This is a genomic window from Pseudomonas tructae (assembly GCF_004214895.1).
Lineage (GTDB): Bacteria > Pseudomonadota > Gammaproteobacteria > Pseudomonadales > Pseudomonadaceae > Aquipseudomonas > Aquipseudomonas tructae.
In genome coordinates this window covers 5405849-5427500 of the sequence record NZ_CP035952.1, presented here as the reverse complement: position 1 = coordinate 5427500, position 21652 = coordinate 5405849, and the positions used below count along the sequence as shown (strand labels likewise).

Sequence of the window (21652 nt, the reverse complement as noted above, 5' to 3'; positions counted from 1 at the left end):
CCAGACCGTCAGCTAAGGTCCCAAAGTTATGGTTAAGTGGGAAACGATGTGGGAAGGCTTAGACAGCTAGGAGGTTGGCTTAGAAGCAGCCACCCTTTAAAGAAAGCGTAATAGCTCACTAGTCGAGTCGGCCTGCGCGGAAGATGTAACGGGGCTCAAACCATACACCGAAGCTACGGGTGTCACTTAGGTGACGCGGTAGAGGAGCGTTCTGTAAGCCTGTGAAGGTGAGTTGAGAAGCTTGCTGGAGGTATCAGAAGTGCGAATGCTGACATGAGTAACGACAATGGGAGTGAAAAACTCCCACGCCGAAAGACCAAGGTTTCCTGCGCAACGTTAATCGACGCAGGGTTAGTCGGTCCCTAAGGCGAGGCTGAAAAGCGTAGTCGATGGAAAACAGGTTAATATTCCTGTACTTCTGGTTATTGCGATGGAGGGACGGAGAAGGCTAGGCCAGCTTGGCGTTGGTTGTCCAAGTTTAAGGTGGTAGGCTGAGATCTTAGGTAAATCCGGGATCTTAAGGCCGAGAGCTGATGACGAGTTGCCATTAGGCGACGAAGTGGTTGATGCCATGCTTCCAAGAAAAGCTTCTAAGCTTCAGGTAACCAGGAACCGTACCCCAAACCGACACAGGTGGTTGGGTAGAGAATACCAAGGCGCTTGAGAGAACTCGGGTGAAGGAACTAGGCAAAATGGCACCGTAACTTCGGGAGAAGGTGCGCCGGTGAGGGTGAAGGACTTGCTCCGTAAGCTCATGCCGGTCGAAGATACCAGGCCGCTGCGACTGTTTATTAAAAACACAGCACTCTGCAAACACGAAAGTGGACGTATAGGGTGTGACGCCTGCCCGGTGCCGGAAGGTTAATTGATGGGGTTAGCTAACGCGAAGCTCTTGATCGAAGCCCCGGTAAACGGCGGCCGTAACTATAACGGTCCTAAGGTAGCGAAATTCCTTGTCGGGTAAGTTCCGACCTGCACGAATGGCGTAACGATGGCGGCGCTGTCTCCACCCGAGACTCAGTGAAATTGAAATCGCTGTGAAGATGCAGTGTATCCGCGGCTAGACGGAAAGACCCCGTGAACCTTTACTATAGCTTTGCACTGGACTTTGAATTTGCTTGTGTAGGATAGGTGGGAGGCTTTGAAGCGTGGACGCCAGTTCGCGTGGAGCCATCCTTGAAATACCACCCTGGCAACTTTGAGGTTCTAACTCAGGTCCGTTATCCGGATCGAGGACAGTGTATGGTGGGTAGTTTGACTGGGGCGGTCTCCTCCTAAAGAGTAACGGAGGAGTACGAAGGTGCGCTCAGACCGGTCGGAAATCGGTCGTAGAGTATAAAGGCAAAAGCGCGCTTGACTGCGAGACAGACACGTCGAGCAGGTACGAAAGTAGGTCTTAGTGATCCGGTGGTTCTGTATGGAAGGGCCATCGCTCAACGGATAAAAGGTACTCCGGGGATAACAGGCTGATACCGCCCAAGAGTTCATATCGACGGCGGTGTTTGGCACCTCGATGTCGGCTCATCACATCCTGGGGCTGAAGCCGGTCCCAAGGGTATGGCTGTTCGCCATTTAAAGTGGTACGCGAGCTGGGTTTAGAACGTCGTGAGACAGTTCGGTCCCTATCTGCCGTGGACGTTTGAGATTTGAGAGGGGCTGCTCCTAGTACGAGAGGACCGGAGTGGACGAACCTCTGGTGTTCCGGTTGTCACGCCAGTGGCATTGCCGGGTAGCTATGTTCGGAAGAGATAACCGCTGAAAGCATCTAAGCGGGAAACTTGCCTCAAGATGAGATCTCACTGGAGCCTTGAGCTCCCTGAAGGGCCGTCGAAGACTACGACGTTGATAGGTTGGGTGTGTAAGCGCTGTGAGGCGTTGAGCTAACCAATACTAATTGCCCGTGAGGCTTGACCATATAACACCCAAGCAATTTGACTACTCGAAAGAGCATCAGATTGCGGTGTTGTGAAGACACAAAGCCGAAGATTTGTACCTCACAAACCATCACATACCCGATTCGCTGGAGTGTCTTAAACAAGACCTTCTGGCAACAGAATTTCTTGACGACCATAGAGCATTGGAACCACCTGATCCCATCCCGAACTCAGTAGTGAAACGATGCATCGCCGATGGTAGTGTGGGGTTTCCCCATGTGAGAGTAGGTCATCGTCAAGATTAAATTCCGAAACCCCTATCTGCGCATGCAGGTAGGGGTTTTGTCTTTCTTGCGTTTGCCTCGACTGTAGGAGCGGGCTTGCCCCGCGATAGCATTCTGTCAGGCACATTGCATCGCGGGGCAAGCCCGCTCCTACAGGTTCGCAGTGCCACAGATCCAGTGTGCACCCTCAGTTTTCTATGCAATCCCCACCTGCATGGCTATCATGCCCTCCTCATTGTGAGTCGAGATTGGCATGCTGAAGTTGTTGAAGCTCCTCAAGGATGGCCGGTTCCATTCCGGGCAAGACCTGGGTGCGGCATTGGGCGTCAGTCGCGCCGCTGTCTGGAAGCAATTGCAGCTTCTTGAGGCAGAGTTGAACCTGCCCATCCATAAGGTTCGTGGCCGTGGTTACCAGTTGGCTATGCCGTTGTCGTTGCTGGAGGCGTCGGCCATTGCCGAGCATTCCCAGGGCGAACAGTGGCCCGTATTGATATTTGAATCCATCGACTCGACCAACGCCCAGGCCCTGCGCTCGATCAGCGAGGGGCAGGCTGCGCCGTTTCTGGTGCTGGCTGAGCGCCAGGCGGCAGGACGTGGTCGACGGGGGCGTCAGTGGGTCAGCCCGTTTGCCGAGAACCTCTACTACAGCCTGGTGCTGCGTATCGAGGGCGGTATGCGTCAGCTGGAAGGTTTGAGCCTGGTAGTTGGTCTGGCAGTAATGCGCACGCTGCAGGCTTTTGGCGTGAGCGGAGCGGGGCTTAAATGGCCGAATGACGTTCTGGTAAGCAATCAGAAGATCGCCGGTATCCTCCTGGAGCTGGTCGGCGATCCCGCAGACGTATGTCATGTGGTGCTGGGAATCGGTATTAACGTCAATATGCAGGTCAATGAGCAGATCGATCAGCTGTGGACGTCTGTGCGTCGTGAGACGGGCGTGGCGGTCGATCGTAATCAGCTGGTAGCTATGCTCAGTCAGAACCTGCAGCAGGACCTGCAGCGTCATCGGCACGCTGGTTTCGCTGCGTTCCAGGTCGAGTGGGAGCAAGCCCATCTGTGGCAGGGGGCTGCGGTATCCTTGATTGCCGGTGTTAGCCGGATCGACGGGGTCGTGCTGGGTATTGATCGCCAAGGGGCGCTACGCCTGGAGGTCGATGGGGTTGAAAAGAGCTTTAGTGGTGGTGAGCTCAGTCTGAGGTTGCGTGATGATTCTTGAGCTTGATTGCGGCAACAGCTTTATCAAGTGGCGGGTCATCAACGCCACTGAAGGTGCCGTTGTTGCCGGTGGCATAGTGGATTCCGACCAGGCCCTGGTGGCTGCTGTCGCCACGCTCCCTGAGGCGCCGCGGCGCTGCCGGCTGGTCAGTGTCAGAAGCGAAGAGGAGACCGCCAGTCTTTCGGCGCGGCTCGCCCAGCACTTCGCTCTGGACGTTGTAGTGGCCCAGTCGGCCAGGGAAGTTAGTGGCGTGCGCAATGGCTACGACGACTATCAGCGCCTTGGTCTGGATCGCTGGCTAGCGGTGTTGGGTGGCTTTCATCTGGCCCATGGTGCGTGCCTGGTCATGGATTTTGGCACGGCCGCCAAGGCTGACTTCGTTGCTGCTGATGGCGAGCATCTTGGGGGGTTCATCTGCCCTGGCATGCCGCTGATGCGTAGCCAGCTGCGCACCCATACCCGGCGCATTCGCTATGACGATGCCTCGGCTGAGCGCGCATTGTCGAGCCTGGCACCTGGGCGCTCTACCGTTGAGGCTGTCGAGCGCGGCTGCGTGCACATGCTTCAGGGCTTCGTGCGCTCTCAGTTGGAGCATGCTCATGAATTATGGGGTGAAAACTTCACTGTATTGCTGACCGGGGGCGATGCGCTGCTGGTACAGCAGGCCGCGCCACAGGCCAGAGTGGTGCCGGACCTGGTGTTCGTCGGCCTGGCCATGGCTTGTCCCCTGGATTGAGGTGCCTATGCGTTGGTTGTTTCTGTTGTTGGTGGTGCTCAATGTCTTTTATTACGTCTGGCACCAGCAGGAAGCGCCTTTGAAGGCCAAGGAAGTGGCGCCGTTGTCGCTGTACAAGGGTAATCAGCAGGATATTCGTCTGTTGAGTGAGTCGAGCAAGGGTAAAGCAGCACCCCAGCGGGGCCAGGAATGCCTCTATGTAGGCGGGCTGGTGGAGCCCGAACAGCTCAAAGCATTGCGCCAGCGCTTGCTGAGCCTCGATATTGCCGCTGTTCCGGTGACTGGTCGCCTGGGTGACAGCACGGGTTTGTGGCTGCAGATTGCGCCCCAGAGCCAACGTTTGCTGGACCAAACTGTGCTCGGGACACTTTCCCATGATTTCAAAGACTTAAAACATAAAATAATGTTGTGCGAGGGTATTGCAACTGGCGAATAGCTTGATAGAATGGCGCCCGCTTCACAGGGAACACCACTTAGGTGGTAGAGCTGGAAGCGGTGTCAAAGCAGCTAAGTTTCAGATTTGATTGAAAAAATTTGAAAAAACGCTTGACACTGGATCGGTATCTAAATAGAATGCCGGCCAAATCTGGAGGGATTCCCGAGCGGTCAAAGGGGACGGACTGTAAATCCGTTGCGAGAGCTTCGAAGGTTCGAATCCTTCTCCCTCCACCAGTTTAGCGAGAGCCGCAAGCTCCGCGGGTATAGTTTAGTGGTAGAACCTCAGCCTTCCAAGCTGATGATGCGGGTTCGATTCCCGCTACCCGCTCCAAGTTTGCTTCTTTTGCAAAGTGTTACGCTCTTGTAGCTCAGTTGGTAGAGCACACCCTTGGTAAGGGTGAGGTCAGCGGTTCAAATCCGCTCAAGAGCTCCATACAAAACAAGGCAGATATGAAAATATCTGCCTTTGTTTTAATGGTCGTATTGACTTGCTTATTTCTTCTCGCTGAGGGTTGTCTCGATGGCTAAGGAAAAGTTTGATCGTAGTCTGCCGCACGTGAACGTCGGCACCATTGGTCACGTTGACCATGGCAAGACCACGCTGACCGCAGCGCTGACCCGCGTTTGCTCCGAAGTTTTCGGTTCGGCAATCGTCGACTTCGACAAGATCGACAGCGCTCCAGAAGAGAAAGCTCGCGGTATCACCATCAACACCGCGCACGTTGAGTACAACTCGACCATTCGTCACTACGCTCACGTTGACTGCCCAGGTCACGCTGACTACGTGAAGAACATGATCACCGGTGCTGCCCAGATGGACGGCGCGATCCTGGTTTGCTCGGCCGCCGATGGTCCGATGCCACAAACCCGTGAGCACATCCTGCTGTCCCGTCAGGTAGGCGTTCCGTACATCGTGGTCTTCCTGAACAAGGCTGACCTGGTAGACGACGCTGAGCTGCTGGAACTGGTCGAGATGGAAGTTCGCGACCTGCTGTCCACCTACGACTTCCCAGGCGACGACACCCCGATCATCATCGGTTCGGCTCGTATGGCGCTGGAAGGCAAAGACGACAACGAAATGGGCACCACTGCCGTTCGTAAGCTGGTTGAGACTCTGGACAGCTACATCCCAGAGCCTGAGCGCGCTATCGACAAGCCGTTCCTGATGCCAATCGAAGACGTATTCTCGATCTCCGGTCGTGGTACCGTTGTTACCGGTCGTATCGAGCGCGGTATCGTCCGCATTCAGGATGCGCTGGAAATCGTTGGTCTGCGTGACACCACCACCACCACCTGCACCGGTGTTGAGATGTTCCGCAAGCTGCTGGACGAAGGTCGTGCTGGCGAGAACTGCGGCGTTCTGCTGCGTGGTACCAAGCGTGACGACGTTGAGCGTGGCCAGGTTCTGGTCAAGCCAGGTTCGGTCAAGCCGCACACCAAGTTCACCGCAGAAGTCTACGTTCTGTCGAAAGAAGAAGGCGGTCGTCACACTCCGTTCTTCAAAGGCTACCGTCCACAGTTCTACTTCCGTACTACTGACGTGACTGGTAACTGCCAGCTGCCAGAAGGCGTTGAAATGGTAATGCCAGGTGACAACATCCAGATGGAAGTCACCCTGATCAAGACCATCGCGATGGAAGACGGTCTGCGTTTCGCTATCCGTGAAGGCGGTCGTACCGTCGGCGCTGGTGTAGTAGCAAAGATTATCGAATAAGTAGTTGATTTCTCTCGATCAGGCCGGCATAATGGCCGGCCTGATAAGCTTTTAGGTCAGTAGCTCAATTGGCAGAGCGACGGTCTCCAAAACCGTAGGTTGGGGGTTCGATTCCCTCCTGACCTGCCAGATTCACCTCGTGTGTCTGGCTTTCTTTTCACAGGATTTTCCTAGATGACTCCCAAGGCTGAAGCCCAAGACTCTCGTTTTGATCTGCTCAAGTGGCTGGCTGTTGTCGCTTTGGTGGTTGTTGGTGTTGTGGGTAACCACTATTACTCCGCTTCGCCGATTCTGTACCGCGTACTCGTTCTGCTCGCCCTTGCAGCTGTAGCTGGCTTTGTTGCCCTGCAGACCGCTAAAGGCAAGTCGTTCTTTGCGCTGGCAAAGGAAGCTCGCACCGAGATTCGTAAAGTCGTATGGCCAACCCGCCAAGAAACCACGCAGACCACACTCATCGTAGTGGCGGTTGTCCTGGTGATGGCGTTGCTGCTGTGGGGTCTCGACTCCCTGCTGGGTTGGTTGATTTCCTTGATTGTTGGCTAAGGGTGTCCCGTGGCTAAGCGTTGGTATGTTGTGCATGCTTACTCGGGTTACGAGAAGCATGTAATGCGCTCGCTGATCGAGCGCGTAAAGCTGGCTGGCATGGAAGATGGCTTCGGCGAGATTCTGGTCCCCACTGAAGAAGTGGTTGAGATGCGCAACGGCCAGAAGCGCAAGAGCGAGCGTAAGTTCTTTCCAGGTTACGTGCTGGTCCAAATGGACATGAACGAAGGGACTTGGCACTTGGTCAAGGATACCCCGCGCGTCATGGGCTTTATCGGTGGTACTGCAGACAAGCCTGCGCCAATCACCGACAAGGAAGCCGAGGCCATTCTGCGTCGCGTCGCTGATGGCAGCGACAAGCCGAAACCAAAGACTCTGTTCGAGCCGGGCGAAGTTGTCCGTGTTATCGATGGTCCGTTTGCTGATTTCAACGGTACCGTTGAAGAAGTTAACTACGAGAAGAGCCGGATCCAAGTGGCCGTGCTTATTTTCGGTCGCTCTACCCCGGTAGAGCTCGAGTTCAGCCAGGTCGAGAAGGTCTAGCCGAACAACGCATCCCATACCCCGCAGCCCTATGTGCTGCGGGGTTTTGTCGTCACTGGGATAAAACGCAAGTCATCCGGGGAGCCTTCTGGCGTTCGTACCCGATATTGGAGTAGCTCATGGCTAAGAAGATTCAGGCTTACATCAAGCTGCAAGTAAAGGCCGGCCAGGCCAACCCAAGCCCACCCGTTGGTCCAGCACTGGGTCAACACGGTGTGAACATCATGGAATTCTGCAAGGCCTTCAACGCCCGTACTCAGGGTCAAGAAGCCGGCCTGCCGACTCCTGTGATCATCACTGTTTACAGTGACCGCAGCTTCACCTTCGAAACCAAAAGCACCCCTGCTTCGGTTCTGCTGAAGAAAGCAGCTGGCCTGACCAGCGGTTCTGCACGTCCGAACACCGTCAAGGTCGGTACTGTGACCCGTGCTCAGCTGGAAGAGATCGCAAAAACCAAAAATGCTGATCTGACCGCTGCTGACATGGATGCGGCCGTGCGTACCATCGCCGGTTCCGCTCGCAGCATGGGCCTCAACGTGGAGGGTGTGTAATGGCTAAGCTGACCAAGCGCCAAAAGGCCATTGCTTCGAAAATCGAAGCAGGCAAAGTCTACAACTTCGAAGAAGCAGCAGTGCTGCTGGCCGAACTGTCCACCGTGAAGTTCAGCGAATCCTTCGACGTTGCTGTCAACCTCGGCGTTGACCCACGTAAATCCGACCAGGTCGTTCGTAGCGCTACTGTGCTGCCACACGGCACTGGCAAGACCGTACGTGTAGCTGTCTTCACCCAGGGTCCAGCTGCTGAGGCCGCTCTGGCTGCCGGCGCTGACCGTGTTGGCATGGACGATCTGGCTGCCGAAATGAAAGGCGGCGACCTGAACTATGACGTTGTTATTGCCTCTCCGGACGCAATGCGTGTTGTAGGTCAGCTGGGTCAGGTTCTGGGTCCTCGCGGCCTGATGCCTAACCCGAAAGTCGGTACCGTAACTCCAGACGTCGCCACCGCGGTTAAAAACGCCAAGGCTGGTCAGGTTCGTTATCGCACCGACAAAAACGGCATCATCCACACCTCCGTTGGCAAAATCGGCTTTGAAGCTGGCAAGCTGAAGGAAAACGTTGAAGCCCTGATCGCTGATCTGAAGCGTATCAAGCCAGCTTCCTCGAAAGGTATCTACGTCAAGCGCGTTACCCTGAGCACCACCATGGGCCCAGGTCTGGTCATCGACCAGAGCTCGCTGAACGCGTAAGACATAAGCCGGCGCGAGTAATCGCGTCCGCTTGAAAAATTGGGGTCCCTGCCTGGCGGGGGCTATCCAAGACCGTAGGCGACGCAAGTCTTAAACCACAAGCCTACGCAGATGGTGCCCCTGGTCCCTTATGGGGTCAGACACCAAAACGACATCCGGCTTCGGCTGGATGAAACGGTAACAAGCAGGAGTTTTACCCGTGGCAATTAAACTCGAAGACAAGAAGGCCATCGTCGCTGAAGTCAACGAGGCTGCCAAAGTCGCCCTGTCTGCTGTCGTGGCTGATGCCCGTGGCGTGACTGTAGGCGCAATGACCGGACTCCGTAAAGAGGCTCGTGAAGCTGGCGTTTACGTACGTGTTGTACGTAACACCCTGCTCAAGCGCGCTGTTGCTGACACTGAATTCAGTGTCCTCAACGACGTGTTCACTGGCCCTACCCTGATCGCGTTCTCCAACGAACACCCGGGCGCTGCTGCTCGTCTGTTCGCTGAGTTCTCCAAGGGTCAGAGCAAGTTCGAGATCAAGGCAGCTGCGTTCGACGGCAAGTTCCTTGCCGCAAACCAGATCGACGTGTTGGCTTCCCTGCCGACCCGCGACGAGGCTATTGCGAAGCTGATGAGCGTGATCCAAGGCGCGACCAGCAAGCTGGCTCGTACTCTGGCAGCCGTTCGCGACCAGAAAGAAGCTGCTGCTGCCTAAGGCACCGCAAGCCCTTTCGAAATCATACGTTTAATTTGATGGCTGCGTAGGCTGTCACCCCAATACAGGATTTAAGTCATGTCTCTGACTAACGAGCAAATCATCGAAGCAATCGGCCAGAAAACCGTTCTGGAAGTTGTTGAGCTGATCAAAGCAATGGAAGAAACCTTCGGCGTTACCGCTGCTGTTGCCGCTGCTGGCCCAGCTGCTGCCGCTGCCGTTGTTGAAGAACAAACCGAGTTCAACGTTGTTCTGAAAGCCGCTGGCGACAAGAAAGTAAACGTGATCAAGGCTGTTCGTGAACTGACCGGTCTGGGCCTGAAAGAAGCCAAGGAGAAGGTTGACACCGCTCCTCAGGTGATCCTGGAAGGCGTCGCTAAAGACGCAGCTGACAAAGCTGCAGCGGCTCTGACCGAAGCAGGCGCTGAAGTCGAAGTTAAGTAACTTTCGACTGTGCGTCTCCAGCCCGAGCGATAAGCGAAAGGCTGATGGCTGGTGGCTTTTGCCACCGGCCTTTTTCCGTTATTGGCGGCCGACCAGGTCGGCGTCGATGACGAGCGGTAACCACCGAAGACGGTGGCGCAAACCATGGGGTTTGCACGATTTTCTGGCTGCTCCCGTCGGGAGAAGCCAAACAAGCAGGTGACCAAGCTGGGGAACGCTGATGGCTTACTCATACACTGAGAAAAAACGTATCCGCAAGGACTTTAGCAAGTTGCCGGACGTCATGGATGTGCCTTACCTCCTGGCCATCCAGCTGGATTCGTATCGTGAATTCTTGCAAGCGGGAGCGACCAAAGATCAGTTCCGCGACGTGGGCCTGCATGCGGCCTTCAAATCGGTTTTCCCGATCATCAGCTACTCCGGCAATGCTGCCCTGGAGTACGTTGGCTATCGTCTGGGCGAACCGGCTTTTGATGTCAAAGAATGCGTATTGCGCGGCGTGACCTACGCGGTTCCGCTGCGGGTAAAAGTCCGCCTGATCATTTTCGACAAAGAATCGTCGAACAAAGCGATCAAGGACATCAAAGAGCAAGAAGTCTACATGGGTGAAATCCCCCTGATGACTGAAAACGGTACCTTCGTAATCAACGGTACCGAGCGTGTTATCGTTTCCCAGTTGCACCGTTCGCCGGGCGTGTTCTTCGATCACGACCGCGGCAAGACGCACAGCTCTGGCAAACTGCTGTACTCGGCGCGGATCATTCCTTACCGCGGCTCGTGGCTGGACTTCGAGTTCGATCCGAAAGACTGTGTATTCGTCCGTATCGACCGTCGTCGCAAACTGCCCGCGTCGGTTCTGCTGCGCGCGCTGGGCTACAGCACTGAAGAAGTGCTGAACGCTTTCTACACCACCAACGTGTTCCACGTATCGGGCGAGAAGCTCAGCCTGGAGCTGGTGCCTCAGCGTCTGCGTGGTGAAGTTGCGGTCATGGATATCCATGACGAAACCGGCAAGGTGATTGTCGAGCAGGGTCGTCGTATTACCGCTCGCCACATCAACCAGTTGGAGAAAGCAGGTGTCAAGCAGCTGGACGTTCCGCTGGAATACGTCCTGGGCCGCACTACCGCCAAGGCGATCGTGCACCCGGCTACTGGCGAGATCCTGGCTGAGTGCAACACCGAGCTGAGCACTGACGTCCTGGTGAAAATCGCCAAGGCTCAGGTTGTTCGCCTCGAGACTCTGTACACCAACGACATCGACTGTGGTCCGTTCATCTCGGATACCCTGAAGATCGATTCCACCAGCAATCAACTCGAAGCGCTGGTCGAGATCTATCGCATGATGCGTCCTGGCGAGCCGCCAACCAAGGATGCCGCCGAGACCCTGTTCAACAACCTGTTCTTCAGCGCCGAGCGTTACGACCTGTCGGCCGTTGGTCGCATGAAGTTCAACCGCCGTATCGGTCGCACCGAGATCGAAGGTTCGGGCGTGCTGAGCAAGGAAGATATCGTCGAGGTCCTCAAGACCCTGGTCGACATCCGTAACGGCAAAGGTATCGTCGATGACATCGACCACCTGGGTAACCGTCGCGTCCGTTGTGTTGGCGAGATGGCCGAGAACCAGTTCCGCGTTGGCCTGGTGCGTGTAGAGCGCGCGGTCAAAGAGCGTCTGTCGATGGCCGAAAGCGAAGGCCTGATGCCTCAGGACCTGATCAACGCCAAGCCGGTTGCGGCGGCGGTGAAAGAGTTCTTTGGTTCCAGCCAGCTCTCGCAGTTCATGGACCAGAACAACCCGCTGTCCGAGATCACCCACAAGCGTCGTGTCTCCGCACTCGGCCCTGGTGGTCTGACCCGTGAGCGCGCAGGCTTCGAAGTTCGTGACGTACACCCGACCCACTACGGCCGTGTGTGCCCGATCGAGACCCCTGAAGGTCCGAACATCGGTCTGATCAACTCCCTGGCTGCGTACGCTCGCACCAACCAGTACGGCTTCCTGGAAAGCCCGTACCGCGTGGTGAAAGAGGGCGTGGTTACCGACGACATCGTGTTCCTGTCGGCGATCGAAGAAGCTGATCACGTCATCGCCCAGGCTTCGGCCACGATGAACGAGAAGAAGCACCTGATCGACGAGCTGGTAGCTGTTCGTCACCTGAACGAATTCACCGTCAAGGCGCCGGAAGACGTCACCCTGATGGACGTTTCGCCCAAACAGGTAGTTTCGGTCGCAGCGTCGCTGATTCCGTTCCTCGAGCACGACGACGCCAACCGTGCGTTGATGGGTTCGAACATGCAGCGTCAGGCTGTACCCACCCTGCGCGCCGACAAGCCGCTGGTCGGTACCGGCATGGAGCGTAACGTTGCCCGTGACTCCGGCGTTTGCGTCGTGGCCCGTCGTGGTGGCGTGATCGATTCCGTCGATGCCAGCCGTATCGTTGTTCGCGTTGCTGATGACGAAGTTGAAACCGGTGAAGCCGGTGTCGACATCTACAACCTGACCAAATACACCCGTTCGAACCAGAACACCTGCATCAACCAGCGTCCGCTGGTGCGTAAGGGTGACTCGGTTCAGCGTAGCGACATCATGGCGGACGGCCCGTCCACCGATATGGGTGAACTGGCGCTGGGTCAGAACATGCGCATCGCGTTCATGGCGTGGAACGGCTTCAACTTCGAAGACTCCATCTGCCTGTCCGAACGTGTTGTTCAGGAAGACCGCTTCACCACGATCCACATCCAGGAACTGACCTGTGTGGCCCGTGACACCAAGCTTGGCCCAGAGGAAATCACCGCGGACATCCCGAACGTCGGTGAAGCTGCGCTGAACAAGCTGGACGAAGCCGGTATCGTTTATGTCGGTGCTGAAGTTGGCGCTGGTGACATCCTGGTCGGCAAGGTCACGCCAAAAGGCGAAACCCAGCTGACTCCGGAAGAAAAACTGCTGCGTGCGATCTTCGGCGAGAAGGCCAGCGACGTTAAGGACACCTCCCTGCGCGTGCCTACCGGCACCAAAGGTACTGTCATCGACGTACAGGTCTTCACCCGTGATGGCGTCGAGCGCGACAGCCGTGCGCTGTCCATCGAGAAGATGCAGCTGGACGAGATCCGCAAGGACCTCAACGAAGAGTTCCGCATCGTTGAAGGCGCAACCTTCGAACGTCTGCGTTCGGCTCTGAACGGCCAGGTTGTAGATGGTGGTGCAGGCCTGAAGAAAGGCACTGTGATCAGTAACGAAGTTCTGGACGGTCTGGAGCACGGCCAGTGGTTCAAACTGCGCATGGCCGAAGACGCGCTGAACGAGCAGCTCGAGAAGGCTCAGGCCTACATCGTTGATCGTCGCCGTCTGCTGGACGACAAGTTCGAAGACAAGAAGCGCAAGCTGCAGCAGGGCGATGACCTGGCACCGGGCGTACTGAAGATCGTCAAGGTCTACCTGGCAATCCGTCGTCGCATCCAGCCGGGCGACAAGATGGCCGGTCGTCACGGTAACAAAGGTGTGGTCTCGGTGATCATGCCGGTCGAAGACATGCCGCACGACGCCAACGGTACGCCAGTTGACGTGGTACTCAACCCGCTGGGTGTACCATCGCGTATGAACGTTGGTCAGATCCTCGAAACCCACCTGGGCCTGGCGGCCAAAGGTCTGGGCGAGAAGATCAACCGCATGCTCGAAGAGCAGCGCAAGGTCATTGAACTGCGCAAGTTCCTCACCGAAATCTACAACGAGATCGGTGGTCGTCAGGAAGAGCTTGAGACCTTCTCCGACCAGGAAATCCTGGACCTGGCGAAGAACCTCAAAGGCGGTGTGCCAATGGCCACTCCAGTCTTCGACGGTGCCAAGGAAAGCGAGATCAAGGCCATGCTGAAACTGGCAGACATGCCAGAAAGCGGTCAGATGCAGCTGTTCGACGGTCGTACCGGCAACAAGTTCGAGCGTCATGTGACCGTTGGTTACATGTACATGCTCAAGCTGAACCACTTGGTGGACGACAAGATGCACGCGCGTTCCACTGGTTCTTACAGCCTGGTTACCCAGCAGCCGCTGGGTGGTAAGGCGCAGTTCGGTGGTCAGCGTTTCGGGGAGATGGAAGTGTGGGCGCTGGAAGCATACGGCGCGGCATACACCCTGCAAGAAATGCTCACAGTGAAGTCGGACGATGTGAACGGTCGGACCAAGATGTACAAAAACATCGTGGACGGCGATCACCGTATGGAGCCGGGCATGCCCGAGTCCTTCAACGTGTTGATCAAAGAGATCCGTTCGCTCGGTATCGATATCGATCTGGAAACCGAATAACACGTGACGCGAATCGGGAGCGTGGCTGAAAAGCCCGCTCCCTGCTCCGCCAGGAGGAAAGGCCTTGAAAGACCTACTGAATTTGCTGAAAAACCAGGGTCAAGTCGAAGAGTTCGACGCCATCCGTATCGGATTGGCCTCGCCTGAGATGATCCGTTCGTGGTCGTTCGGTGAAGTTAAAAAGCCGGAAACCATCAACTACCGTACGTTCAAGCCTGAGCGTGACGGCCTGTTCTGCGCCAAGATCTTTGGCCCAGTCAAGGACTACGAGTGCCTGTGCGGTAAGTACAAGCGCCTGAAGCACCGCGGCGTGATCTGCGAGAAGTGCGGCGTTGAAGTCGCCCTGGCCAAGGTTCGTCGTGAGCGCATGGCGCACATCGAACTGGCTTCGCCGGTTGCCCACATCTGGTTCCTGAAATCGCTGCCGTCGCGTATCGGCCTGCTGATGGACATGACCCTGCGTGATATCGAGCGCGTTCTCTACTTCGAGAGCTACGTCGTTATCGACCCGGGCATGACCACCCTGGAAAAAGGCCAACTGCTCAACGACGAGCAGTACTTCGAAGCGCTGGAAGAGTTCGGTGACGACTTCGATGCCCGCATGGGTGCCGAGGCTGTCCGCGAGCTGCTGCACGCTATCGACCTGGAGCACGAGATCGGTCGCCTGCGCGAAGAAATTCCGCAGACCAACTCGGAAACCAAGATCAAGAAGCTGTCCAAGCGTCTGAAACTGATGGAAGCCTTCCAGGGTTCGGGCAACCTGCCTGAGTGGATGGTCCTGACCGTTCTGCCGGTACTGCCGCCAGATCTGCGTCCATTGGTTCCGCTGGATGGTGGTCGCTTCGCGACTTCCGACCTGAACGATCTGTATCGTCGGGTGATCAACCGTAACAACCGTCTGAAGCGCCTGCTCGATCTGTCCGCGCCGGACATCATCGTGCGCAACGAAAAGCGCATGCTGCAGGAAGCGGTCGACGCCTTGCTGGACAACGGCCGTCGCGGTCGTGCCATCACTGGTTCGAACAAGCGTCCTCTGAAATCCCTGGCCGACATGATCAAGGGTAAGCAAGGTCGTTTCCGTCAGAACTTGCTCGGTAAGCGTGTTGACTACTCCGGCCGTTCGGTAATTACCGTAGGTCCGACCCTGCGTCTGCACCAGTGCGGTCTGCCGAAGAAGATGGCCCTCGAGCTGTTCAAGCCGTTCATTTTCGGCAAGCTGGAAATGCGTGGTCTGGCGACCACCATCAAGGCCGCCAAGAAAATGGTCGAGCGCGAGCTGCCAGAGGTCTGGGACGTTCTCGCTGAAGTGATTCGCGAACACCCCGTACTGCTCAACCGTGCACCGACCCTTCACCGTCTGGGTATCCAGGCGTTTGAACCGGTACTGATCGAAGGTAAGGCTATTCAGCTGCACCCGCTGGTCTGTGCTGCGTACAACGCCGACTTCGACGGCGACCAAATGGCCGTTCACGTGCCGCTGACGCTGGAAGCCCAGCTCGAAGCGCGCGCGCTGATGATGTCGACCAACAACATCCTGTCGCCAGCCAACGGTGAGCCAATCATCGTTCCGTCGCAGGACGTTGTACTGGGTCTGTACTACATGACCCGTGAAGCTATCAACGCCAAGGGCGAAGGTCGCGTATTCGCTGACCTGCAGGAAGTCGACCGCGTATTCCGCGCCGGCGAAGCTGCCCTGCACGCCAAGATCAAGGTTCGTATCAACGAAACCGTCAACGATCGTGATGGTGGCAGCGTCAGCGGTACCCGTATCGTCGACACCACTGTCGGCCGTGCTCTGCTGTTCCAGGTTGTACCGCCAGGTCTGTCGTACGATGTGGTCAACCAGCCGATGAAGAAAAAAGCGATCTCCAAGCTGATCAACCAGTGCTACCGCGTGGTTGGTCTGAAAGAGACCGTGATCTTCGCTGACCAGTTGATGTACACCGGTTTTGCCTACTCGACCATCTCCGGCGTTTCCATCGGTGTTAACGACTTCGTTATCCCGGATGAAAAAGCCCGCATCATCGGTGCAGCCACCGACGAAGTGAAAGAGATCGAGAGCCAGTACGCCTCCGGCCTGGTAACCCAGGGCGAGAAGTACAACAAAGTCATCGACTTGTGGTCCAAGGCGAACGACGAAGTGTCCAAGGCGATGATGACCAACCTCTCGAAAGAGAAGGTCATCGACCGCAATGGTGACGAAGTCGAGCAAGAGTCCTTCAACTCGATGTACATGATGGCTGACTCCGGTGCCCGGGGTTCGGCAGCTCAGATTCGTCAGCTGGCCGGTATGCGTGGTCTGATGGCCAAGCCGGACGGCTCGATCATCGAGACGCCGATCACCGCGAACTTCCGTGAAGGTCTGAGCGTACTTCAGTACTTCATCTCGACTCACGGTGCTCGTAAGGGTCTTGCGGATACCGCGTTGAAAACCGCGAACTCCGGTTACCTGACTCGTCGTCTGGTAGACGTTGCCCAGGATCTGGTGGTTACCGAGATCGACTGTGGTACCGAGCAAGGCCTGCTGATGACGCCGCACATTGAAGGCGGCGACGTTGTAGAGCCGCTGGGTGAGCGTGTACTGGGTCGTGTTATTGCCCGTGACGTGTTCAAGCCAGGCACCGACGACGTTATCGTTCCGGCCGGCACCCTGGTCGACGAGAAGTGGGTCGAGTTCATCGAGCTGAACAGCATCGACGAAGTGATCGTGCGTTCGCCGATCAGCTGCGAAACCCGCTACGGCATCTGCGCCAAGTGCTACGGTCGTGACCTGGCTCGCGGTCACCAGGTGAACATCGGTGAAGCGGTCGGCGTTATCGCTGCCCAGTCGATCGGTGAGCCGGGTACCCAGCTGACCATGCGTACGTTCCACATCGGTGGTGCTGCAAGCCGGACCTCGGCTGCCGACAGCGTCCAGGTGAAGAACGGCGGTATGGTTCGCCTGCACAACCTGAAACAGGTTGAGCGTGCCGACGGTAACCTGGTTGCCGTGTCGCGTTCCGGTGAATTGGCGATTGCCGACGAATTCGGTCGTGAGCGTGAGCGCTACAAGCTGCCTTACGGTGCGGTCATTTCCGTGAAGGAAGGCGACAAGGTCGACGCTGGCGCAATCGTCGCCAAGTGGGACCCGCACACCCACCCGATCGTTACCGAAATGAAAGGTACCGTGACCTTCGTGGGCATGGAAGAAGGCATCACCATCAAGCGTCAGACTGACGAATTGACTGGTTTGACCAACATTGAAGTTCTGGACGTCAAAGACCGTCCGGCTGCAGGCAAGGAAATCCGTCCTGCAATCAAGATGGTCGACGCCAATGGCAAGGATCTGCTGCTGCCAGGTACCGATGTACCGGCTCAGTACTTCCTGCCGGCGAACGCCTTGGTTGGTGTGGCTGACGGTGCCCAGATCGGTGTCGGTGACGTTATCGCGCGTATCCCGCAAGAAACGTCGAAGACCCGTGACATCACCGGTGGTCTGCCGCGGGTTGCTGACTTGTTCGAAGCCCGTCGTCCGAAAGAAGCCTCGATTCTGGCTGAAGTCAGCGGCACCATCGCCTTCGGTAAAGAGACCAAGGGCAAGCGCCGTCTGGTCATCACCCCGAACGACGGTAGCGACCCGTACGAAGAGCTGATTCCAAAGTGGCGTCACCTGAACGTCTTCGAAGGCGAACAAGTGAACCGCGGCGAAGTTATCTCCGACGGTCCGAGCGATCCGCACGACATCCTGCGTCTGCTGGGTGTCAGCGCGCTGGCCAAGTACATCGTCAACGAGATTCAGGACGTTTACCGTCTGCAAGGCGTGAAGATCAACGACAAGCACATCGAAACCATCCTGCGTCAGATGCTGCGCAAGGTCGAGATTGCCGAGTCGGGTGATTCCAGCTTCATCAAGGGCGACCAGATGGAACTGACCCACGTACTGGTAGAGAACGAGCGCCTCGGTGCGGAAGACAAGTTCGTCTCGAAGTTCACTCGCGTACTGCTGGGTATCACCAAGGCCTCGCTGTCCACCGAATCGTTCATCTCGGCGGCTTCCTTCCAGGAAACCACTCGAGTACTGACCGAGGCGGCGGTAACCGGCAAGCGCGACTACCTGCGCGGCCTGAAAGAAAACGTGGTCGTGGGTCGTCTGATCCCGGCCGGTACCGGTCTGGCTTACCACAGCGAGCGCAAGCGTCGCCGTGATGCCGACAAGCCGCTGCGCGTAAGTGCCAGTGAGGTGGAAGCCGCACTGACAGAAGCGTTGAACTCCAGCGGTAACTGAAAGTAGGACGGGGCCCCGGTAAACCTGTTTTGGCCATCGGCGACATCTTTTGTTGCCGATGACCGGAAGGGGAGAGCCGGGGCCTTGTCTTGACTGGGGGCAAGATCCTCTTTAGACTCTTGTACCCCTAAATTTGGTGGGACTTCGTCCTGCCAATTTTTGCTTTTCTTGCAAGACAATAGCGTCGCAAGACAACAGTGGAGCTAGTAGATGGCAACTATCAACCAGCTGGTACGTCAGCCGCGTAAGCGTATCGTCGAGAAATCCGACGTTCCTGCGCTGCAGAACTGCCCGCAACGTCGTGGCGTGTGCACCCGTGTGTACACCACCACGCCGAAAAAACCTAACTCGGCACTGCGTAAAGTATGCCGCGTGCGTCTGACCAACGGTTTCGAGGTTTCCTCGTACATCGGTGGTGAAGGCCACAACCTGCAAGAGCACAGCGTCGTCCTGATTCGTGGCGGCCGTGTAAAAGACTTGCCAGGTGTTCGTTACCACACCGTTCGCGGCTCCCTGGATACCTCCGGCGTCAAAGGTCGTAACCAAGGTCGTTCGAAGTACGGTACCAAGCGTCCGAAGTAATCGGCCGTTTGTAGCAGTTTGCAGTTATTCATTTTATTGAGTCGATAAGAGTAAGGTCGGGCACGCACCCTTAGGGGCACTGTCCCGGGCTAACCTGAAGACCGTTTGAGGGCTTATCAATGCCACGTCGTCGTGTAGCAGCCAAACGTGAGATTCTGGACGATCCAAAATACGGATCGCAGATTCTCGCCAAGTTCATGAACCACGTCATGGAAAGCGGCAAGAAAGCCGTTGCCGAGCGTATCGTTTACGGTGCACTGGACAAGGTCAAGGAACGCAAGAACAGCGATCCCCTGGAAATCTTCGAGAAAGCTCTCGACGCCATCGCTCCGCTGGTCGAAGTAAAGTCGCGCCGTGTTGGCGGTGCCACTTACCAGGTTCCTGTTGAAGTTCGTCCTTCCCGTCGTAACGCCCTGGCAATGCGCTGGTTGGTAGACTACGCCCGCAAGCGTGGCGAGAAGTCCATGGCTCTGCGCTTGGCTGGCGAGCTGCTGGATGCTGCTGAAGGCAAAGGTGCTGCAGTCAAGAAGCGTGAAGACGTACACCGTATGGCTGAAGCCAACAAGGCGTTCTCGCACTACCGCTTCTAATTCCGGCATCACTATTTTTGCGAGGGCTCTATGGCTCGTACTACACCAATCAACCGCTACCGTAACATTGGTATTTGCGCGCACGTTGATGCGGGCAAGACCACTACTACCGAGCGGATCCTGTTCTACACAGGTCTGAGCCACAAAATGGGCGAGGTGCATGATGGCGCCGCGACCACCGACTGGATGGTGCAGGAGCAGGAGCGGGGTATTACCATTACCTCCGCTGCTGTAACCACCTTCTGGCAGGGTTCCCGTGGCCAGTACGACAACTACCGCGTAAACGTCATCGATACCCCCGGCCACGTTGACTTCACCATTGAAGTAGAACGTTCGCTGCGCGTACTCGACGGCGCGGTCGTTGTGTTCTGTGGCACTTCCGGCGTTGAGCCGCAGTCCGAAACCGTATGGCGTCAAGCCAACAAGTACGGTGTTCCGCGTGTTGTTTACGTGAACAAGATGGACCGTGCTGGTGCCAACTTCCTGCGCGTCGTAGGTCAGATCAAGAACCGCCTGGGTCACACCCCGGTTCCTGTTCAGCTGGCCATCGGTTCGGAAGATAACTTCCAGGGTCAGGTCGACCTGATCAAGATGAAGGCTATCTACTGGAACGACGACGACAAGGGCACCACCTATCGCGAGGAAGAAATTCCTGCCGATATGCTGGCGCTGGCTGAAGAGTGGCGCGCCAATATGGTCGAAGCCGCTGCCGAAGCCAACGAAGAGCTGATGAACAAGTACCTTGAAGAAGGTGAGCTGACCGTCGAAGAAATCAAAGCCGGTCTGCGTGCGCGCACCCTGGCCAGCGAGATCGTTCCGGCTGTCTGCGGTTCTTCGTTCAAGAACAAGGGCGTTCCTCTGGTTCTCGACGCTGTTATCGACTTCCTGCCTGCTCCGACCGAGATTCCTGCGATCAAGGGTATCAACCCGGATGACAAGGAACTGGATAAGGAAGATCCGGCAGTTCGTCACATCGAGCGTCACGCTTCCGATGACGAGCCGTTCTCGGCTCTGGCGTTCAAGATTGCTACTGACCCGTTCGTGGGTACCCTGACCTTCGTGCGCGTTTACTCGGGCATGCTGCAGTCTGGCGATTCCGTGATCAACTCGGTCAAGGGCAAGAAAGAGCGCGTTGGTCGTATGGTGCAGATGCACGCCAACCAGCGTGAAGAGATCAAGGAAGTGCTGGCAGGTGACATCGCTGCGCTGATCGGCATGAAGGACGTCACCACTGGTGACACCCTGTGCAACGCCGACAAGCCAGTCATCCTCGAGCGTATGGATTTCCCGGAGCCTGTGATCTCGGTAGCTGTCGAGCCGAAGACCAAGCAGGACCAGGAGAAGATGGGTATCGCCCTGGGCAAGCTCGCTCAGGAAGACCCGTCGTTCCGCGTCAAGACCGACGAAGAAACCGGCCAGACCATCATTTCGGGTATGGGCGAGCTTCACCTGGACATCCTCGTTGACCGCATGAAGCGCGAGTTCAACGTCGAAGCCAACATCGGTAAGCCTCAGGTTTCGTACCGCGAGCGGATCACCAAGTCCAACGTCGAGATCGAAGGCAAGTTCGTTCGTCAGTCGGGTGGTCGTGGTCAGTTCGGTCACTGCTGGATCCGTTTCTCGGAGCCGGACGTGGACGACAAAGGCAACATCACCGAAGGTCTGGTGTTCACCAGCGAAGTCGTTGGTGGTGTGATTCCTAAGGAATTCATCGCCCCGATCCAGAAGGGTATCGAAGAGCAGATGAAGAACGGCGTCGTTGCCGGCTATCCTCTGATCGGCCTGAAGGCCACGGTATTCGACGGTTCGTACCACGATGTCGACTCCAACGAAATGGCGTTCAAGGTCGCTGCTTCGATGGCAACCAAGCAGCTGGCCCAGAAGGGCGGCGGCCAGGTTCTCGAGCCGATCATGAAGGTCGAAGTTGTAACCCCGGAAGACTACATGGGTGACGTGATGGGTGACCTGAACCGTCGTCGCGGCATGATCCAGGGTATGGATGATTCGGTCTCCGGCAAGGTTATCCGTGCTGAAGTGCCGCTCGGAGAAATGTTCGGTTATGCGACCGATGTTCGTTCCATGTCTCAGGGTCGCGCGAGCTACTCCATGGAATTCTCCAAATACGCCGAAGCTCCGTCGAACATCGTCGAAGCTCTCGTTAAAAAACAAGGCTGATTCAGCCCCTTT

General features: G+C 56.6%; 15 protein-coding genes, 4 tRNA genes and 2 rRNA genes (1 of these 21 only partly in view). All 21 read left to right on the top strand.

The window, feature by feature from the left end; genetic code table 11:
- Positions 1-1915, top strand: a 23S ribosomal RNA gene (locus EXN22_RS24965) (it extends 975 nt beyond the left edge of the window).
- 144 nt (positions 1916-2059) lie between these two features.
- Positions 2060-2175, top strand: a 5S ribosomal RNA gene (gene rrf, locus EXN22_RS24960).
- Positions 2176-2411: 236 nt separating this feature from the next.
- Positions 2412-3371, top strand: coding sequence for a bifunctional biotin--[acetyl-CoA-carboxylase] ligase/biotin operon repressor BirA (gene birA, locus EXN22_RS24955; RefSeq protein ID WP_130266528.1), 960 nt, complete (start codon positions 2412-2414; stop codon positions 3369-3371).
- The gene (locus EXN22_RS24950) at positions 3361-4107 is read left to right on the top strand and encodes a pantothenate kinase (protein WP_130266527.1); all 747 of its coding nucleotides are present in this window, start codon (positions 3361-3363) and stop codon (positions 4105-4107) included. Before birA ends, EXN22_RS24950 begins: the two co-directional genes overlap by 11 nt.
- A 7-nt stretch (positions 4108-4114) precedes the next feature.
- On the top strand, positions 4115-4543 hold the full coding sequence (locus tag EXN22_RS24945; RefSeq protein ID WP_130266526.1) for a hypothetical protein: 429 nt from the start codon (positions 4115-4117) through the stop codon (positions 4541-4543).
- 152 nt (positions 4544-4695) lie between these two features.
- Positions 4696-4779 (top strand) — tRNA-Tyr (locus EXN22_RS24940).
- A gap of 23 nt (positions 4780-4802) precedes the next feature.
- Positions 4803-4876 (top strand) — tRNA-Gly (locus tag EXN22_RS24935).
- A gap of 26 nt (positions 4877-4902) precedes the next feature.
- Positions 4903-4978: transfer RNA gene (locus EXN22_RS24930), tRNA-Thr, on the top strand.
- A gap of 87 nt (positions 4979-5065) precedes the next feature.
- The gene (gene tuf, locus EXN22_RS24925) at positions 5066-6259 is read left to right on the top strand and encodes an elongation factor Tu (protein WP_130266525.1); all 1194 of its coding nucleotides are present in this window, start codon (positions 5066-5068) and stop codon (positions 6257-6259) included.
- 53 nt (positions 6260-6312) lie between these two features.
- Positions 6313-6388: transfer RNA gene (locus EXN22_RS24920), tRNA-Trp, on the top strand.
- A 45-nt stretch (positions 6389-6433) separates the two neighbouring features.
- Positions 6434-6802, top strand: a complete 369-nt coding sequence (secE, locus tag EXN22_RS24915; RefSeq protein ID WP_130266524.1) for a preprotein translocase subunit SecE — start codon at positions 6434-6436, stop codon at positions 6800-6802.
- A 9-nt stretch (positions 6803-6811) separates the two neighbouring features.
- Positions 6812-7345, top strand: a complete 534-nt coding sequence (nusG, locus tag EXN22_RS24910; RefSeq protein WP_010220294.1) for a transcription termination/antitermination protein NusG — start codon at positions 6812-6814, stop codon at positions 7343-7345.
- A 119-nt stretch (positions 7346-7464) separates the two neighbouring features.
- Positions 7465-7896 carry a 50S ribosomal protein L11 gene (gene rplK / locus EXN22_RS24905; RefSeq protein ID WP_010220295.1) on the top strand — a complete coding sequence of 144 codons (432 nt, stop codon included), beginning with the start codon at positions 7465-7467 and terminating at the stop codon, positions 7894-7896.
- Positions 7896-8591, top strand: coding sequence for a 50S ribosomal protein L1 (gene rplA / locus EXN22_RS24900; protein WP_045202241.1), 696 nt, complete (start codon positions 7896-7898; stop codon positions 8589-8591). Before rplK ends, rplA begins: the two co-directional genes overlap by 1 nt.
- 199 nt (positions 8592-8790) lie before the next feature.
- Positions 8791-9291 carry a 50S ribosomal protein L10 gene (gene rplJ / locus EXN22_RS24895; protein ID WP_130266523.1) on the top strand — a complete coding sequence of 167 codons (501 nt, stop codon included), beginning with the start codon at positions 8791-8793 and terminating at the stop codon, positions 9289-9291.
- A gap of 78 nt (positions 9292-9369) precedes the next feature.
- Positions 9370-9735 (top strand): 50S ribosomal protein L7/L12, encoded by a 366-nt coding sequence (gene rplL / locus EXN22_RS24890; protein WP_130266522.1) that lies wholly within the window; start codon positions 9370-9372, stop codon positions 9733-9735.
- A gap of 220 nt (positions 9736-9955) precedes the next feature.
- Entirely contained in the window at positions 9956-14029 is a 4074-nt protein-coding gene (rpoB, locus tag EXN22_RS24885) for a DNA-directed RNA polymerase subunit beta (protein WP_130266521.1), read from the top strand.
- A gap of 64 nt (positions 14030-14093) precedes the next feature.
- Complete coding sequence (gene rpoC / locus EXN22_RS24880) at positions 14094-18293, top strand: DNA-directed RNA polymerase subunit beta' (RefSeq protein ID WP_130266520.1); 4200 nt, start codon at positions 14094-14096, stop codon at positions 18291-18293.
- Between the two features lie 210 nt (positions 18294-18503).
- On the top strand, positions 18504-18875 hold the full coding sequence (gene rpsL, locus EXN22_RS24875; RefSeq protein WP_003186084.1) for a 30S ribosomal protein S12: 372 nt from the start codon (positions 18504-18506) through the stop codon (positions 18873-18875).
- Positions 18876-18994: 119 nt separating this feature from the next.
- A complete protein-coding gene (rpsG, locus tag EXN22_RS24870; RefSeq protein ID WP_008089143.1) occupies positions 18995-19465 on the top strand; it encodes a 30S ribosomal protein S7 in 471 nt (156 codons plus the stop codon).
- A 30-nt stretch (positions 19466-19495) separates the two neighbouring features.
- Positions 19496-21640 (top strand): elongation factor G, encoded by a 2145-nt coding sequence (gene fusA, locus EXN22_RS24865; protein ID WP_130266519.1) that lies wholly within the window; start codon positions 19496-19498, stop codon positions 21638-21640.
- Positions 21641-21652: the final 12 nt, after the last annotated feature.

Coding starts and splice junctions, on each gene's coding strand:
- secE (WP_130266524.1), top strand. CDS start 6,434: ATGACTCCCAAGGCTGAAGCCCAAGACTCTCGTTTTGATCTGCTCAAG.
- rplA (WP_045202241.1), top strand. CDS start 7,896: ATGGCTAAGCTGACCAAGCGCCAAAAGGCCATTGCTTCGAAAATCGAA.
- rplL (WP_130266522.1), top strand. CDS start 9,370: ATGTCTCTGACTAACGAGCAAATCATCGAAGCAATCGGCCAGAAAACC.
- birA (WP_130266528.1), top strand. CDS start 2,412: ATGCTGAAGTTGTTGAAGCTCCTCAAGGATGGCCGGTTCCATTCCGGG.
- tuf (WP_130266525.1), top strand. CDS start 5,066: ATGGCTAAGGAAAAGTTTGATCGTAGTCTGCCGCACGTGAACGTCGGC.
- rplK (WP_010220295.1), top strand. CDS start 7,465: ATGGCTAAGAAGATTCAGGCTTACATCAAGCTGCAAGTAAAGGCCGGC.
- rpoB (WP_130266521.1), top strand. CDS start 9,956: ATGGCTTACTCATACACTGAGAAAAAACGTATCCGCAAGGACTTTAGC.
- rpsL (WP_003186084.1), top strand. CDS start 18,504: ATGGCAACTATCAACCAGCTGGTACGTCAGCCGCGTAAGCGTATCGTC.
- EXN22_RS24950 (WP_130266527.1), top strand. CDS start 3,361: ATGATTCTTGAGCTTGATTGCGGCAACAGCTTTATCAAGTGGCGGGTC.
- rpsG (WP_008089143.1), top strand. CDS start 18,995: ATGCCACGTCGTCGTGTAGCAGCCAAACGTGAGATTCTGGACGATCCA.
- fusA (WP_130266519.1), top strand. CDS start 19,496: ATGGCTCGTACTACACCAATCAACCGCTACCGTAACATTGGTATTTGC.
- EXN22_RS24945 (WP_130266526.1), top strand. CDS start 4,115: ATGCGTTGGTTGTTTCTGTTGTTGGTGGTGCTCAATGTCTTTTATTAC.